Source organism: Pseudarthrobacter sp. fls2-241-R2A-127, from assembly GCF_030209355.1.
GTDB lineage: Bacteria > Actinomycetota > Actinomycetes > Actinomycetales > Micrococcaceae > Arthrobacter.
In genome coordinates, this window is sequence record NZ_JARVSF010000043.1 from 127,059 (window position 1) to 141,491 (window position 14,433).

The following is a 14,433-nucleotide window of genomic DNA, read 5'->3' on the forward strand; positions in this document are numbered from 1 at the left end:
GGATCCTCCCATCCGTGACCTGAAGCACAGCGAACTTACTATGTCACAGTCATGGGCGGGCCCATCAGGGGAGCGTCCATTTCCAATGGAGGAAATGTCATGAAGAAATCCGCTTTCCTGATTGCCCCCGCTCTTGCCTTAGGGGCACTTGCACTCTCCACCAGCCCGGCCCTGGCCGCCGACAACGGCACGATGTACCAGGCCAACCTTGCCGCGATCAACGGCAGCAACGCCTCCGGAACAGTCATGATCACCGTCAACGGAGACCAGGCAACTGTCACGGAGAAAGTTTCCGGACTCGCTGCCATGTTCAATGGCAATCCCTACCCGCACGTCCAGCACATCCACATCGGCGCAAAGGGAACCTGCCCGGATATGTCGGCAGACACCAGCAAAGACGGCGTCATCAGCACCACGGAAGGCGCCCCCTTCTATGGCGGGATCGGCGCCACACTGTCCACCAGTGGTGATACCAGCCCCGCTGCCGGCACCGACCTGAAGGTCGCAGGGATGGGAGCCTCGTACACGTACAACCGGACCTTCACCCTGGATGCCAAGACCGCTGATTCACTCAAGGCCGGCACCGCCGTGGTGGTAGTCCACGGCCTGGACCCGGCCACGCTGCCCGCAGCAGCCCAGAACGAGCCCAGCGACCTTGTCCCGTCCCTGCCGCTGGCAGCCACCTCACCCGCTTTGTGCGGCAGCCTGAAGGCAATGCCCGCCGGAGCCCCGGGCACCGGCATCACGGCGCCCGCCCCGTCCGGCCCTGACCTCGGCATGCTCGCAGCCGGCGGCGGCCTGGTCCTGGCAGCTGGCGGAGCCTACGCGCTCCGGCGCAAGATGGCAGCCTAGGCCCGGAAGGCAAGAGGAACAGGCAGGGATCTGATGGAATCCCGGAACAGCAGCCGCCGTGGACGCCTCATCGCGTCCGCGGCGGCCGCGCTGCTCTTGGCAGGCGGCATCACCACCATCGGCCTGGGCCTCCACGCTGAACCTCCCGTCAGCGTGGGAACAATTGCAGCTCCCAGCACACCTTCCGCTGCCGCGTCCCCTGACCCCGGGCCCAACACGACCCCATCAGCCGGCCCGGCCACCACTCCCGCGCCACCGGCCGCGGTTCCGCCGGCTGCCCTGGACGCCGGCCTGCCGGCGTCTGTTCCGGTCCGGCTGGAGGTTCCCACCATTGGGGTGGATGCTGCAGTGATTCCTCTGGGGAAGCAAGCCAATGGCGAAGTCCAGACCCCTTCAGGGGAACCCGGATCACCCGCCGGCTGGTATCAGGACTCCTCCACGCCGGGCCAAACGGGGTCTGCGGTCATCTTGGGCCATGTCAACAGCACCACCAGCGATATTGGCCTGTTTTACCGGCTCCACGAACTTTCCGCCGGCCAGACCATCACTGTCACCCGCGCGGACCACACCGCTGCGGTCTTTACAGTGGACAGGGTGGATGTCTACCACAAATCAACGTTCCCCACCGTGAAGGTGTACCAAAACGCGGACCGGCCCGAAGTCCGCCTTATTACCTGCGGCGGCTACGACCCGGCCACCCGTGAGTACCTGGACAACACTGTTGTCTACGCACACTTGACCTCCAGCCACCCCGCCTGAATCGGCACCGCTGGGTCCGCCGGGAGCACCCGCTACTTCCCTGGAAGGGAAACACCATGAAGACGACACCAAATGTCCAACGCCTCGCTCTGGCCTTAATCGGCGCGGCCACCATCATTGGTGCCAGCGGGTGCGGAACCAATGGAGGAGCGGCGGCCCCCGCACCGGCGTCCACAGCTTCCCAGCCTGCCTCGATGGACGCCGGTATGAGCGGTTCCGCCATGGCATCGTCAATGGCGACCCCGGGCGGAGGATCGTCCGCGTCTCCTGGAATGGGCGCTGACCTGACCATCCATATCAAGTCCTTCGTCTACTCCGGTGCTGACAACGTCCCCGCCGGGGCGACGGTAAGCGTCATGAATATGGACAACGAAGCCCACACCGTAACCGCCGACGACGGATCCTTCAACGTGATGGTTAAGCCCGGGACGAGTGCCACATTCAGCGCCCCGGCCAAGGCTGGGACCTACACGTACCACTGCACGTACCACGCAAGCATGCACGGAACCCTGACGGTCAAATAAACCAAAAGCCTTACGCCCCGGCGGAGCGATCGCCGGGGCGTAGATCCGGAACCATGCCCTCCCGAGCTAGCTCGACAGGATCTCCACGCGGTCGGCGGCGGCGTAGGTGCCGGTGGCCGAGGCATTCTTGGTACCGGTGATGCGGACCTTCAACGTGTGCGTGCCGCTGGCCAGGACGGGGCTGGTGTACAGCAGGTTCTGTTCAGACCGTGTCGAGGCGTAGGGGTCCACCATCGTCTCGGCGCCGCCGTCGATGGAGACGCCTACGATGCCCAGCGCCGAGCTCTTCTCCGCATAGATCTTGGCCTGGGTACCGCTGAACTGCACCTGGTAGCTGGCGTTCGTCGCATTGGCGAAATGGTTGTCCGACTTGTAGGCCAACGAGGGATTGCTGACACTCCAGGACCCGCTGTAATTGAACTGGTTCAAGCCCGTACCCACCGTGGCATCATTGAGCTCCAGCGGCGTCGTCGACGTCGAAGACGTGACCGTGATGGTGCTGATGGCCGATCCCGAACCGGACCCGTTCGTGGCAGTCAGCTTGGCGGTGTAGGTCCCGGCCGCAGCATAACTGTGGGTCGGGTTCTGCACGGTGGAAGTCCCGCCGTCACCAAAATCCCACGCCCACGACGTCGGCGACCCGGTGGAAGTATCCGTGAACGCCACACTCAGCGGCGCCGTCCCCGACGTCGGCGTGGCCGTAAACGACGCCACCGGAGCAGGGGCAGGCGGCGGGGTGGTCCCGCTGGTGATGATTTCCACGCGGTCGGCGGCGGCGTAGGTGCCGGTGGCCGTGGCATTCTTGGTGCCGGTGATGCGGACCTTCAACGTGTGCGTGGCACTGGTCAGGACGGGGCTGGTGTACAGCAGGTTCTGTTCAGACCGCGTCGAGGCATAGGGGTCCACCATCGTCTCGGCTCCCCCGTCGATGGAGACGCCTACGATGCCCAGCGCCGAGCTCTTCTCCGCATAGATCTTGGCCTGGGTACCGCTGAACTGCACCTGGTAGCTGGCGTTCGTGGCGTTGGCGAAGTGGTTATCCGACTTGTAGGCCAACGCCGGATTGCTGACACTCCAGGACCCGCTGTAATTGAACTGGTTCAAGCCCGTACCGACGGTGGCATCATTCAGCTCCAGCGGCGTCGTCGACGTCGAAGACGTGACCGTGATGGTGCTGGTAGCCGATCCCGAACCGGACCCGTTCGTGGCCGTGAGCTTCGCTGTGAAGGTCCCGGCCGCAGCATAACTGTGGGTGGGGTTCTGCACGGTGGACGTCCCGCCGTCACCAAAATCCCACGCCCACGACGTCGGCGACCCGGTAGAGGTGTCCGTGAACGCCACACTGAGCGGCGCCGTCCCCGACGTCGGCGTGGCCGTAAACGACGCCACGGGAGCCTGACCGGCGGCGGCGGTGACAGTGATCGTGGCGGTGGCGGACGCCGAGCCGGTTGCGTTCGTGGCGGTGAGCTTGGCGGTGTAGGTCCCGGCCGCAGCGTAACTGTGGGTGGGGTTCTGCAGAGTGGAGGTCCCGGTGTCACCAAAATCCCACGCCCACGACGTCGGTGACCCGGTAGAGGTGTCGGTGAAAGCCACATTCAGCGGCGCCGTCCCGGACGTGGGCGTGGCCGTGAACGACGCCACGGGAGCAACACCCACCGGTCCGAGCGGCCGGTCCGAGAACCAATAGCGCTTGGCGACATCATCACTGGCCATCACCACCAGGCCGGAGGTGGCATTCACGCCCTGCTTGGTGGTGGTCACGTCATTCATGTTCGACGACGATGCACTCTGGATGATGGGGGTTCCACGGCCCGAGCCGAATACCGGGTTGTCCATGGACGCGGTCTTCTCGTAGATGCTGCCGGCCACGCCCGAGTAGGCGCACCCGCTGACCGAGGTGGGGGGTGCCGTCTGGAAGGCGTGGACCAGATTGTTTTGGGTGTCCAGGACAATCTGGGGCCGGGTAACGCAGTCACCGATGGTGGAAATCGTCGATTTCGTAAAGGCGCCGGTACCGGGCTTGAAGACGAGCAGCAGAAGCTGGGGCAGCGTGGGGTCGGTGGAGGTGTCGTTGAGGCTGGTCTTTACGGCCGCGAAAACCCTGCCGCTGGGATCTGCTTGCAGCGACTTGAGGTTGAGGTGGTCATCAGCCTGCCCTTTGCCCTGAATGGCGGGTTGGAAGTTCCAGGACGAGGTAGCGGTGGGGGAAGTGCCGTCGGTGCGCGTGGCCCACCAGACGGACCCGGTGAGCTGGTCGCTCCACATCACCCCGATCTTGTTCTTGCCGAACGCGACAACCGCAGAGATGTCATCCGGGGAGGCCTTGGGGTTGGAGACCGGAATGACAAACGGGCTGGCCCAGCTGGTGCCGCCCGGCGCCGAGTCGTTCACATACACCGTGTTGGTGTAGCCGGCGGTGGAGTTGCCGGCCACCTGGGTCCAGGTGGCCCAGATAGCGCCGGTGCTGTCTTCATCGATGGTCATCGATTCACTGCTGTTGTTCGTGATGACCGTGGGGAAACCGGCGTCGAGCGTGTACGTGCCCCCGGCGTAGCTGTACCGGTAAAGATTGGCGGGCTGGCCGGTCACCGAAACTACCGGGCTGGAATTGGTCGAAACCCCAACAACGTGGGAGGCAATATACAAATGTGTGCCATCCCACAGCACATCGGCCAGGGTATTTCCGCGCGCGTCATTCAGTAGTCCGGTATCCACCCAGGTATGGGTTCCCCGGTCCAGGCGGTAAATATGCCAGCCGCTGCCGGTGGTCCACATATCCGCCCACCAGGAGCCGTCGTTCCACCACAGTTTGCTCTGGGGTTTATCCGAGGTGGGCGGATTTGCCACCCCGGAATAGGAGATGCTCTGCGTACCGTAGACGGTATCGGCCGAGGCCGCCGGCGACAACGCCAGAAGGGACCCCGCAACGATTACCGCCGCAACAACGGCTTGGGACAACCACGTCAGAGAACGCTTGATCTTCACGGACGGACTCCTGGGCGCTAGGATTTAGCACTTTTTGATTTGCTCATATCCGCCGGCCCAGTTACAGCGAAATTTCAAAGTTAGCCCAGACGATAGACCTCAATACAAAACAGCGCAAGAACTAAAACACATCATTGGCAGGCAGCCGTTTTTGCGCCCGTCGGATCCTGTACTCGTGCCAAGTTATCCACACGATGAAGATGTCAAAGGCGGTCAGAAGCACCATGCCCCATGAGAAGGCCACCGAAATCCTGTACGCCTGGTAGGCGATGAAAACGAGCAGGAACGCGATCATCCAGGGGTAGGCCCACAACTTTTCCTTCAGGACAGCCCAGACCAGGACGATCTTCACGATGCCGTGCAGCAGGAGGTAGATAGCGCCAAAGAGCGACGCCGATCCCGACAGGTTGGAGGTCAGGTGCAGCAGGCTGTTGGCCACGAAGTCCCGCGGATCCTGGGCGAGTTCGTGCTGGGTGAGGAAGCGGGCCAGATCGCTGATTTGAACCGGAGTGACCACCAGAAGGAGGATGCCGCCGATGAGCTCCAGGACTCCGTCCAGCCCCTTGAGGATAAGGGAGACACGGAAAGTCCTGTCCAGCACGCCCGTTCCCGGTCGGGTTTTTTCCATGCGCATCCCTTCGACAACCCCTGCAGTCTATGCCGGGAACCACGCGCTGATCAGTGATGTTGGGTATCCCAGCGTTTTCGGGGCCGGCGTTCAGGCTTTTTGCGTAGGCTCACGTGAAGCGCCGGGGGATTCGCACGATTTCTGCACGGATCCGGTTGAACGGCCACAGGAAGTGTTGTCCTGAGGTAGGGAGAAAATCGTGAAAGCTCTGACTGTTGTCCCCGGTTCCGCCGATTCCTTGGAGATCAGGGAGATCGCCGAGCCCGCTACTGACGAAGGCTCAGTCCTCGTTGAAACCCTGGCGGTAGGTCTCTGCGGGACGGACATGGAAATCACCGCCGGCAAGTACGGCGAAGCCCCGGGGGGTGCCCCCTTCCTTGTCCTGGGCCACGAGAACCTCGGACGGGTCCTTGAAGCCCCGCAGGACAGCGGACTCAGCGCCGGGGACCTGGTGGTGGCCATCGTGCGGCGTCCGGATCCTGTCCCGTGCCCGGCTTGCGCGGCCGGTCAGTGGGACATGTGCCGCAACGGCCGCTATACCGAACATGGGATCAAGGGACTGCACGGGTTTGCCCGCGACCGTTACCGCGCCGATCCTCAAGCACTGGTAAGGCTTTCATCGTCGATGGAAGACGTGGGCGTCCTGCTGGAGCCCACCACCATCGTCGCCAAGGCGTGGCAGCACATTGATGCGATTGGTTCGCGCGCCTTCTTCGAGCCCAAGACCGCTGTGGTAACTGGAGCCGGCCCCGTGGGCCTGCTGGCTGCGCTCCTGGGCGTGCAGCGCGGTTTGGAAGTGCACGTTTTTGATCAAGTGACCACCGGCCCCAAACCAGAACTCGTCTCGGACCTCGGCGCCATTTATCACTCGGAAAGCCTTGCGACGTCCGGGGTGAAAGCCGACGTGCTCGTCGAGTGCACCGGTGTGGCCTCGGTGGTATTGGAGACCATGACATGCCGGGCCGTGGATTCGGTCACCTGCCTGACGGGGGTTTCCTCTCCCGGCAAGACCGACCCCGTGGACGTCGGTTCCGTCAACCGGAGCCTGGTTCTGGGTAACGAATCGGTGTTCGGCAGCGTCAATGCGAACCGGAGCCACTACGAGGCTGCCGTTGCTGCCCTGGAAAAGGCGGACGCAGGCTGGCTTCAGCGGTTGATTTCCCGCCGGGTCCCCCTGGCCGACTTCGACGATGCCTTCCGGCGCAGGGACGACGACGTGAAAGTCGTCCTGAGCTTCGAGGACCGCTGAGATGCGGAAGATCGAGGACTACGCCATCATCGGCGATCTGCACACGGCCGCACTGGTGGGCACGGATGGTTCCATCGACTGGCTGTGCCTCCCGCACTTCGACTCCCCCGCCTGTTTCGCGGCTCTCCTGGACACTCCTGAGGCCGGGCGGTGGCTCCTGGCACCCGTGAATGGCGGCAGCTGCACCAGCCGCCGCTACCGCCACGACACCCTGGTACTGGAAACAGAGTGGGAGACCGGGACGGGACGGGTGCGGGTCACCGACTTCATGCCTCCCCGGGATGAGGCCGCCGACCTCGTCCGGATCGTTGAGGGACTGGAGGGCACCGTCACGGTCCGCAGCGAATTGGCGTTGCGCTTCGACTACGGGCATGTGGTCCCGTGGGTGCGGCGGACCAAAACCGGGATCCACGCCGTCGCCGGCCCGGACTCTGTGCACGTCTCCTCATCTGTCCCCATGCACGGCGAACACCGGCGCACCTTCAGCGAGTTCACCGTCAGTAAAGGGGAGAAAGTTCCGTTCGTTCTGACCTGGACCCCGAGCTACCGTCAGCGTTCCCGGACGGTGGATGCTTTTGCCGCGCTTTCCCAGACCGTGGACTACTGGGAGGAGTGGTCGTCCCGCAGCGGAGCCGCCGGGCCGTACCGTGAAGCCATCCAGCGTTCGTTGATCACGCTGAAAGCGCTGACGTTCGCCCCCACTGGCGGGATCGTAGCGGCCGCCACAACCTCCCTGCCTGAGCAGCCCGGCGGTCCGCGCAACTGGGACTACCGGTACTGCTGGCTCCGGGATGCAACCCTCACCCTGCAATCGCTCATCACGGCCGGCTACACGGACGAAGCCAAGGCCTGGCGGCAGTGGCTGCTCCGGGCGGTAGCGGGGGACCCCGCAGACCTGCAGATCATGTATTCCCTCGACGGGAGCCGCCGGCTGCCCGAGTCCGAGCTCCCTTGGCTGGCCGGCTACGAAAAATCGTCGCCGGTCCGGACGGGCAACGCCGCGGCAGACCAACTCCAGCTGGATGTGTGGGGCGAGGTCATCGACGGGCTTTCCCTGACCCGCAACGCGCTGCTGCACGTCCCGGACGACTCCTGGGACATCCAGACTGCCCTGATGGAACACCTTGAGAGTGTCTGGCAGCAGCCCGACAACGGATTGTGGGAAGTCCGCGGACCTCGCAGGCATTTCACGCATTCCAAGGTCATGGCCTGGGTGGCTGTGGACCGCATGATCAAGGGCGTCCGCCAGTTTCACCTGCCGGGCCCGGCGGACCGGTGGGAAGATTTGCGGGACACGATCCATAAAGACGTTATGGATCACGGCTTCAACGCCACGATGAATTCTTTCGTCCAGTCCTACGGCGGCACTGAACTGGACGCCAGCCTGCTCCTTATTCCGCGCGTCGGCTTCCTGCCGCCGGACCACCCCGCCGTCGTCGGGACCATCGACGCCATCCAGCGTGACCTGACACAGGATGGGTTTGTCCTGCGTTACCGGCCGGAACATAGCGACGACGGGCTGCCAGGCACTGAGGGCGTCTTCCTTGCGTGTTCCTTCTGGCTGGTAGACGCCCTCCTGGGTGCCGGGCGGCGGACCGAAGCCACGGAACTTTTTGAAAGGCTGCTGGCCCTCCGCAATGACGTGGGCCTGCTCAGCGAGGAATGGGATGCCCAGGCAGGCCGTCAGCTGGGCAACACTCCGCAGGCTTTCAGCCATTTCGCCTTGGTCACCACGGCCTTTCAACTCCAGCACGGAAAGCCGGGCCGGAGCGATGAACAGATTCCGGCGGCCCATCCTGGTGACGGGCAGGGTCAAGGGTGAACCGCGCACCGGCGTGACCTGGAGTTCGCGCTTTGTTTTTCTTCCTGAAACCAACAGTGGATAGGGTCCGTCCATGATTAGCATGATCCAGGCTGCAATCCTGGGCTTCCTCCAAGGCCTCACCGAGCTTTTTCCCATCTCCAGCCTGGGCCACAGCGTCATCCTCCCAAAGCTGTTCGGGTGGAACCTGGACCAGAACTCGGGTGACTTCCTTACCTTCCTCATCGCCACCCATCTGGCCACCGCAGTTGTCCTGTTCTTCTTCTTCCTCAAAGACTGGATCGAGATTTTCAAGGGTGTGGCCCGCTCCATCCGGCACCGAAAAATCAGCCCGACTGACACCTACGCCAAACTCGGCTGGCTCCTGATCGTCGGTACCATCCCGGCCGGCATCCTGGGCCTGGTCCTGGAAAAGCCCATCCGTTCCCTGTTCGCCTCCCCGCTGACCGCCGCGGCGTTCCTGGTCCTGAACGGACTTGTCTTGTTCGCCGCGGAACGCCTCCGGGCCCGGCAGAAGGAACTGGTTGAACCGAGTGGAGTTTCCGCCCGGGCTGACTCGGTGAGCAACGCGGGCACGCCGCAGCCGGCGGCAACCGGGGACCCTGACGCCGGGATCGCGACTGCGCTGTCCTGGAAACAGGCCCTGGGCATTGGCGCTGCGCAGGCTGCGGCCCTCCTGCCGGGCATTTCCAGGTCCGGTTCGTCCATGGTGGGAGGCCTGCTGTCAGGGCTGAACAACGAAAATGCTGCACGGTTCAGTTTCCTGCTCGCAACTCCCGTCATTGGGGCGGCGGCGGTCCTTAAGCTCCCCGAGTTGTTTAGTCCGGCAATGGCCGATCAACGCGGCGTTTTCCTTGTCGGAGCGCTGTGCTCGGGAGTTGCTGCGTGGTTGGCCACCAAGTTCCTGCTGAGGTTTTTCGAGACCCGGACGTTGATACCGTTCGCCATTTACTGCGTTGCCGGCGGTGCGATCTACTTCGCGGCCATGCTGTTTTTGGGATAAGAACGGGCGGCCGTTTCCGGCGGTGGTGCTGCCCCAGCCATACGGCTGGGGCAGCACCACCGTCCTGACGGGCCAGGGCCGTCCGGAACAGGACCGGTTACTGCTTGGCCGGGGCCTGGTTTACCTTGTCCTGGATGGCTTTTGCTTCCTTTTGGATCTTGTCCCCGTAGCCGCCGTTGAGGGCGGTGTCCTTGATCTTGGCTGCATCGCCGTCCCGGTCGGAAGCCGCGGCGCCTTCCAGGGTTTTCAGGTCCGCCTGCAGGTTGGCAGGGAGCTTGGCGAATGCTGCGGTGCGATGGATCAGCCGGTACGCAATCTCGTGGGCCTTGTCTCCAAAGCCGTCGCCGCCCTTAATATCAACACGGAGTTCGGTTCGGAGTGCTGCGACGAAGGGGTGGGCGCCCGGGTGTTTTGCACCGGCGGAGGCCGCTGCGGATGGGGAGGCGGTTGCCGGGGCCGAAGGGGCGGGGCTCTGGCTGGCTGCCGAGGCTGCTGTTGCCCCAAAGACCGCTCCCCCGACGAGGACAACCGCGGCGGCGGTGGTGCGTCCTCGGACTCCCCAAAGTCGTGCAATGCGGTTGCCGGACCCGGCGGGTGTGGTGTTCATGCTGTGCTCCTCAAGAGATCCCATGCCCTGGCGGTCTGTGCCAGGGGCTGTGGTGTTGTGCGCTTCCTACTCTGGCGCGGCCAGATCCGGGACGTGTTCGGGGAATGTAAGAGGAACGTAAAGTCCGGGAGCGGTGCCCCCGGGCCGGCGTTGCCGGAGGGTTCAATTGATACATGGAACAACCAACAGCTGCCGGCGCCCCCCAGTCCCGCGGCCTGGTGCTGGTCATTGAGGACGAGCGCGCCATCGCCGATGTGCAGCGGATCTACCTGAGCCGGGCAGGATTCGGGGTCCACGTGGAAACCACCGGAGAAGGGGGCCTGGATCGGATCCGGGGGCTGCGACCGGTGGCGGTGGTCCTGGACGTTGGGCTTCCCGATATCGACGGGATCGAGGTATGCCGGCGGCTGCGGGCGCGGAACGACTGGACCCCGATCATTTTCGTCACCGCCCGTGATGACGAAGTGGACATGCTCCTCGGACTGGAACTGGGCGCTGACGACTACCTGACCAAACCGTTTTCGCCGCGCGAACTGGTGACCCGGCTCAAGACGGTCCTCCGCCGCAGCGGCGGAATGCCGCGCCGGGGCGTCCTTCGCGTCGGGTCGGTGGCCCTTGACCCGGAGACCCGTGCCGCCACCGTGGACGGCGAGGCCGTGGAACTGACCGCCAGGGAATTTGATGTGCTCGCCTACCTGATGGCCAGTCCTGGCCGGGTCTTCAGCCGTGAGCAGCTGCTCTCCGCGGTCTGGGGCCAGGCAGACTATTCCGCGGGGCGGACCGTGGACGTCCACATCGCCCAGCTGCGTTCCAAGCTCGGCGCCGGCAACCCGCTGCGCACCCTGCGCGGCGTCGGCTACTCCGCGGACGCGGAGGGAGCATGAGCGTCCGCCAGGCCGGGACTGCGGCGCAGGAGCAGCAACCCCGCGGGCCAGTGCTTTGGCTGCGTTCCCTGGCGGGCCGAACCACTCTGGTGACCGCCGCCGTCGCTGTGTTGGCCGTCCTGGTGACCGGCAGCGTCGCCTTCCCCCTGGTCCGTTCCGCGGCAGTGACCCAGGCCCGCGAGCAGCTTTCCCGGCAGGCCGATGCGTTCAGCGCGGCCCCGGTGGCATCCCAGGCGCTGGACCTGCGGGAACGCCACCTGCTGGGCCCTGACAATTACGACCTCGCGTCGATCACCCCGTCCGGTTCGGTCACGGGTGCGGCGGGCAGGGTCCTGGGCCCGGACGAGGTCCGGCCGGTGCTCTCCGGACAGAAGGTCTCCCGTACCCTCACCCGGGACGGTGTCCAGTATCTCGTAGAGGCCAGGCCGCTGACCAAGGGCGGCGGGATCGCCCTTATCCGGTCGCTGGCCGAGGTAAACGCGGCCTCCGCCCGGCTCCTCCAGCCCATGCTTCTGGCCCTGGCGGCGGGCCTGCTCATCGCGGTATTGGCCGGCATGCTGCTGGCCCGGCGGCTCTCCGGCCCGCTGGTTCGAACGGCTGCGGCGGCCCGGCGGATGGCCCAAGGCGAGCGGACCGTGCAGCTCAGCCCGGCCGGGGTCACGGAGGTCCGGGCCGTGGGCGAAGCCATCAACACCCTCGACCATGCGCTGCTGGCCAGCGAGAGCAGGCAACGCGAGTTCCTGCTCTCCATTTCGCATGAGATCCGCACCCCGTTGACAGCCCTGCGCGGCTACGCCGAGGCCTTGCAGGACGGGTTGATACCACCTGACGACATGGCGAACGTGGGGAAGACCCTTGCTGCGGAGACGGACCGGTTGGACGGCTTTGTCCGTGACCTGCTGGCCCTGGCCCGGCTGGAGGCGGACGATTTCACCCTCGACGTCCACGCCGTCGACGTCGCCGCGCTCCTGGAGCAGGCGCAGCGGGCCTGGCAGCCGGCGGCGGCGCAGGGCGGCGTGGACCTCAGGCTCGAGCTGCCCGCTCCGGATGCCGGGGCACCGCTGATGGTCGCGACTGACGCGCAACGGCTCCGCCAGATCATTGACGGGCTCATCGGCAACGCCCTGCGCGTTACCCCACCCGGGAAACCCCTCGTCCTGCAGGCCAGGCTCGAAGGCCCACACCGCTCCCCCGGCCAGGCACCCGGGGCGGCGGGGCACTCCGGCGCGCCCGTCGTCGTTGCCATCTTGGTCCGTGACAGCGGCCCGGGCCTGACTCCCGAGGACGCCGCCGTCGCGTTTGACCGCGGTGTGCTGGCCCGGCGGTACAACGGCCAACGCCCCACCGGCACCGGCTTGGGCCTGTCCATCGCCGCCCGGCTGGCGCAGCGCATGAACCTCCAGCTCACCGTGGAACCTTCCACGCCGGAGCAACCGGGGGCTTGCTTCTGTATCCGGCTGCCCCGCTCGGCGGCCGTTTAAGGTACCCGCCCTGGTTGCCTCAGCCGCCGCTGAATTCAGACGTGTCGGCTTATGGCCTCGGAAAGTTCCTGCGGCATGTTTGATGAGACGAGGACAGCGGTGCCGCCGCTGGTGTTGATACGCACCGAGGGGCCGCCGACCAGGTAGCCAGTGGTTCTGTTCGACAACAGACGCAGTCCCATTCCCTCACGAAGTCCCGTAGCCCTGTCAGGGGCAACTCCGGTGATCTGGCTGTAGGGAATGGTCGTCGAGAAGACGCCTGCCACACGGATGCGCACCTCGTCGACTCCGAGGCGCACCACCGTTTGCATGCTCAAGACGGCCCAGAACAGGGCTCCCAGCAAAATGACCAGGACCACGCTCATGGCAATCGAGTTCTCGGCGGCCAACGGAACCACAACGGCAGCAGTGGTCACCGCGCCGAGGACAATCACGCCGGCACGGTATGGACGCGGCATGGGAGTCGAAAATGCCACCTCCGGGACACCGCGGTTTCCGTTCACCCCACCATCGTCACGGAAACGGTATTCGGCCGTCCAATCAGCGCACAGAAGGGAGGGCAGTTTCAGACAAACATCGCAACACCTCGACTTGAAATGTGGTGAGCCAGGGCACTGGACTCCCCTATAGGGTTGAAAGATGGGGGATGTGCTTGAGGCTGAGCGATTGTTAGTGGGGTATGCCGGGGCTCCGGTATGTGGAGAGGTCTCCTTCGGTGTTGCTGCCGGGAAGGTCCTTGCGTTGGTGGGTTTCAACGGCGCTGGTAAGTCCACGGTGGTCCGGACCTTGGCTGGTCGCCAGGACCCCTTGGCCGGAGACGTGCGTGTGCATGGGTTGCCCGTGATGCCTGACGCGGTGTGGTTCCGGCGTTACGTTGCGGCTGTATTCGATGAAGATGTCTTTTTCCCGTCGTTGACGGTCCGTGAGCATCTGCTGTTGGTAGCGCGGGGCCACTCGCTGAGCTCCCCCGAGGAAGCGGTCGAGGCAGAGTTGGGCTTTTTCGGTCTTGCAGAGCGGTCGCATGCTGTACCTGACGCGCTGTCCTCGGGCCAGCGCCGGCGATTGCTCCTGGCCGCGGCTTTCATCCGGCCGTCGTCTCTCTTGATTCTCGATGAGCCGGAGCAGCGATTGGATCCGGTGATGAGGGACGCGCTTGCCGAACGCATTAGACAGCTTGCCGACGCCGGCACCACGGTAGTTCTTGTAACGCACGACCCCCGGTTGCTCGTTCGGACAGCAACCGCATGTCTGGTCATTGATGAGGTTGTGGAGACAGTTGATACGGAACGGGGTGCGGAGATTATTGCTGGCGCCTGACTCGATGCGGCCGTTATCGGAACAAAAGACGTCCGACGGGGACACGTCGCACCTTGCACGGGAGGTGGTCCGCTTCACCCGGAGCAGGACCCGGCGATACAACAGCGTGCGTTCATCGGTCCGCGAGACCTTCATGGATGTGTACTCGTACGCCTTGGCCGGAGGGTGCGTGCTCTTGGTGGCGGCGTCCCTGGTCGTGGCGCTTCGCAAAGAGATTGCGGGGCGGAGCCTGGGCACGGTGGGCCTGACGGCGGCGCATTGGCAGATTGTCAATGGCCATTTGTTTCTGCCCACGGGCGGCCAGTTGATTTGCCCGCTGGTG

Annotated in this window: 14 protein-coding genes; 10 read left to right on the forward strand and 4 right to left on the reverse strand. The window is 64.7% G+C overall.

The annotated features are described in order from the left end of the window. Positions 1-99 precede the first annotated feature (99 nt). From QRN53_RS20195 to QRN53_RS20205, 3 genes are read left to right on the forward strand one after another with little or no spacing between them, the layout of a single operon-like run. Positions 100-852, forward strand: a complete 753-nt coding sequence (locus tag QRN53_RS20195; RefSeq protein WP_285245587.1) for a hypothetical protein — start codon at positions 100-102, stop codon at positions 850-852. Positions 853-885: 33 nt separating this feature from the next. Continuing rightward, positions 886-1,611: a class F sortase gene (locus tag QRN53_RS20200; protein ID WP_285245588.1), complete on the forward strand. Its 726-nt coding sequence runs from the start codon at positions 886-888 to the stop codon at positions 1,609-1,611. A 56-nt stretch (positions 1,612-1,667) separates the two neighbouring features. Further along, positions 1,668-2,135 (forward strand): cupredoxin domain-containing protein, encoded by a 468-nt coding sequence (locus QRN53_RS20205; RefSeq protein ID WP_285245589.1) that lies wholly within the window; start codon positions 1,668-1,670, stop codon positions 2,133-2,135. A 66-nt stretch (positions 2,136-2,201) separates the two neighbouring features. Here the strand turns inward: QRN53_RS20205 and QRN53_RS20210 are convergent, their stop codons facing one another. Both QRN53_RS20210 and QRN53_RS20215 read right to left on the reverse strand, forming a co-directional pair. Then, entirely contained in the window at positions 2,202-5,120 is a 2,919-nt protein-coding gene (locus QRN53_RS20210) for a PKD domain-containing protein (RefSeq protein ID WP_285245590.1), read from the reverse strand. A gap of 121 nt (positions 5,121-5,241) precedes the next feature. Continuing rightward, positions 5,242-5,748 (reverse strand): DUF2127 domain-containing protein, encoded by a 507-nt coding sequence (locus QRN53_RS20215; RefSeq protein ID WP_285245591.1) that lies wholly within the window; start codon positions 5,746-5,748, stop codon positions 5,242-5,244. A 199-nt stretch (positions 5,749-5,947) separates the two neighbouring features. Here QRN53_RS20215 and QRN53_RS20220 point away from each other — a divergent pair, with 199 nt between their 5' ends. The 3 genes from QRN53_RS20220 (at position 5,948) to QRN53_RS20230 (ending at position 9,822) form a co-directional block, all read left to right on the forward strand. Further along, the gene (locus QRN53_RS20220; protein WP_285245592.1) at positions 5,948-6,997 is read left to right on the forward strand and encodes a glucose 1-dehydrogenase; all 1,050 of its coding nucleotides are present in this window, start codon (positions 5,948-5,950) and stop codon (positions 6,995-6,997) included. Between the two features lies 1 nt (position 6,998). Beyond that, on the forward strand, positions 6,999-8,819 hold the full coding sequence (locus QRN53_RS20225; protein ID WP_285245593.1) for a glycoside hydrolase family 15 protein: 1,821 nt from the start codon (positions 6,999-7,001) through the stop codon (positions 8,817-8,819). Between the two features lie 73 nt (positions 8,820-8,892). Further along, a complete protein-coding gene (locus QRN53_RS20230) occupies positions 8,893-9,822 on the forward strand; it encodes an undecaprenyl-diphosphate phosphatase (protein WP_285245594.1) in 930 nt (309 codons plus the stop codon). Positions 9,823-9,919: 97 nt separating this feature from the next. Here QRN53_RS20230 and QRN53_RS20235 read toward each other — a convergent pair whose 3' ends face one another. Then, entirely contained in the window at positions 9,920-10,429 is a 510-nt protein-coding gene (locus QRN53_RS20235; RefSeq protein ID WP_285245595.1) for a hypothetical protein, read from the reverse strand. A 173-nt stretch (positions 10,430-10,602) separates the two neighbouring features. Here QRN53_RS20235 and QRN53_RS20240 point away from each other — a divergent pair, with 173 nt between their 5' ends. Both QRN53_RS20240 and QRN53_RS20245 read left to right on the forward strand, forming a co-directional pair. Further along, positions 10,603-11,313 (forward strand): response regulator transcription factor, encoded by a 711-nt coding sequence (locus tag QRN53_RS20240; RefSeq protein WP_285245596.1) that lies wholly within the window; start codon positions 10,603-10,605, stop codon positions 11,311-11,313. Continuing rightward, positions 11,310-12,794, forward strand: coding sequence for a sensor histidine kinase (locus QRN53_RS20245; protein WP_285245597.1), 1,485 nt, complete (start codon positions 11,310-11,312; stop codon positions 12,792-12,794). Before QRN53_RS20240 ends, QRN53_RS20245 begins: the two co-directional genes overlap by 4 nt. Before the next feature lie 35 nt (positions 12,795-12,829). Here the strand turns inward: QRN53_RS20245 and QRN53_RS20250 are convergent, their stop codons facing one another. Continuing rightward, positions 12,830-13,297 carry a hypothetical protein gene (locus QRN53_RS20250; RefSeq protein ID WP_285245598.1) on the reverse strand — a complete coding sequence of 156 codons (468 nt, stop codon included), beginning with the start codon at positions 13,295-13,297 and terminating at the stop codon, positions 12,830-12,832. A gap of 136 nt (positions 13,298-13,433) precedes the next feature. Here QRN53_RS20250 and QRN53_RS20255 point away from each other — a divergent pair, with 136 nt between their 5' ends. Together QRN53_RS20255 and QRN53_RS20260 are read left to right on the forward strand one after the other, a co-directional pair. Next, on the forward strand, positions 13,434-14,111 hold the full coding sequence (locus QRN53_RS20255; RefSeq protein WP_285245599.1) for an ABC transporter ATP-binding protein: 678 nt from the start codon (positions 13,434-13,436) through the stop codon (positions 14,109-14,111). Between the two features lie 106 nt (positions 14,112-14,217). Next, positions 14,218-14,433 (forward strand): hypothetical protein (locus tag QRN53_RS20260; RefSeq protein ID WP_285245600.1); only part of this gene is annotated, 216 nt, incomplete at its 3' end.

What these genes read in the sequence shown, in the direction of transcription:
- QRN53_RS20255 (WP_285245599.1), top strand. Translation starts at nt 13,434, where the DNA reads ATGGGGGATGTGCTTGAGGCTGAGCGATTGTTAGTGGGGTATGCCGGG.
- QRN53_RS20215 (WP_285245591.1), bottom strand. Translation starts at nt 5,748, where the DNA reads ATGGAAAAAACCCGACCGGGAACGGGCGTGCTGGACAGGACTTTCCGT.
- QRN53_RS20230 (WP_285245594.1), top strand. Translation starts at nt 8,893, where the DNA reads ATGATTAGCATGATCCAGGCTGCAATCCTGGGCTTCCTCCAAGGCCTC.
- QRN53_RS20245 (WP_285245597.1), top strand. Translation starts at nt 11,310, where the DNA reads ATGAGCGTCCGCCAGGCCGGGACTGCGGCGCAGGAGCAGCAACCCCGC.
- QRN53_RS20235 (WP_285245595.1), bottom strand. Translation starts at nt 10,429, where the DNA reads ATGAACACCACACCCGCCGGGTCCGGCAACCGCATTGCACGACTTTGG.
- QRN53_RS20205 (WP_285245589.1), top strand. Translation starts at nt 1,668, where the DNA reads ATGAAGACGACACCAAATGTCCAACGCCTCGCTCTGGCCTTAATCGGC.
- QRN53_RS20200 (WP_285245588.1), top strand. Translation starts at nt 886, where the DNA reads ATGGAATCCCGGAACAGCAGCCGCCGTGGACGCCTCATCGCGTCCGCG.
- QRN53_RS20195 (WP_285245587.1), top strand. Translation starts at nt 100, where the DNA reads ATGAAGAAATCCGCTTTCCTGATTGCCCCCGCTCTTGCCTTAGGGGCA.
- QRN53_RS20240 (WP_285245596.1), top strand. Translation starts at nt 10,603, where the DNA reads ATGGAACAACCAACAGCTGCCGGCGCCCCCCAGTCCCGCGGCCTGGTG.
- QRN53_RS20225 (WP_285245593.1), top strand. Translation starts at nt 6,999, where the DNA reads ATGCGGAAGATCGAGGACTACGCCATCATCGGCGATCTGCACACGGCC.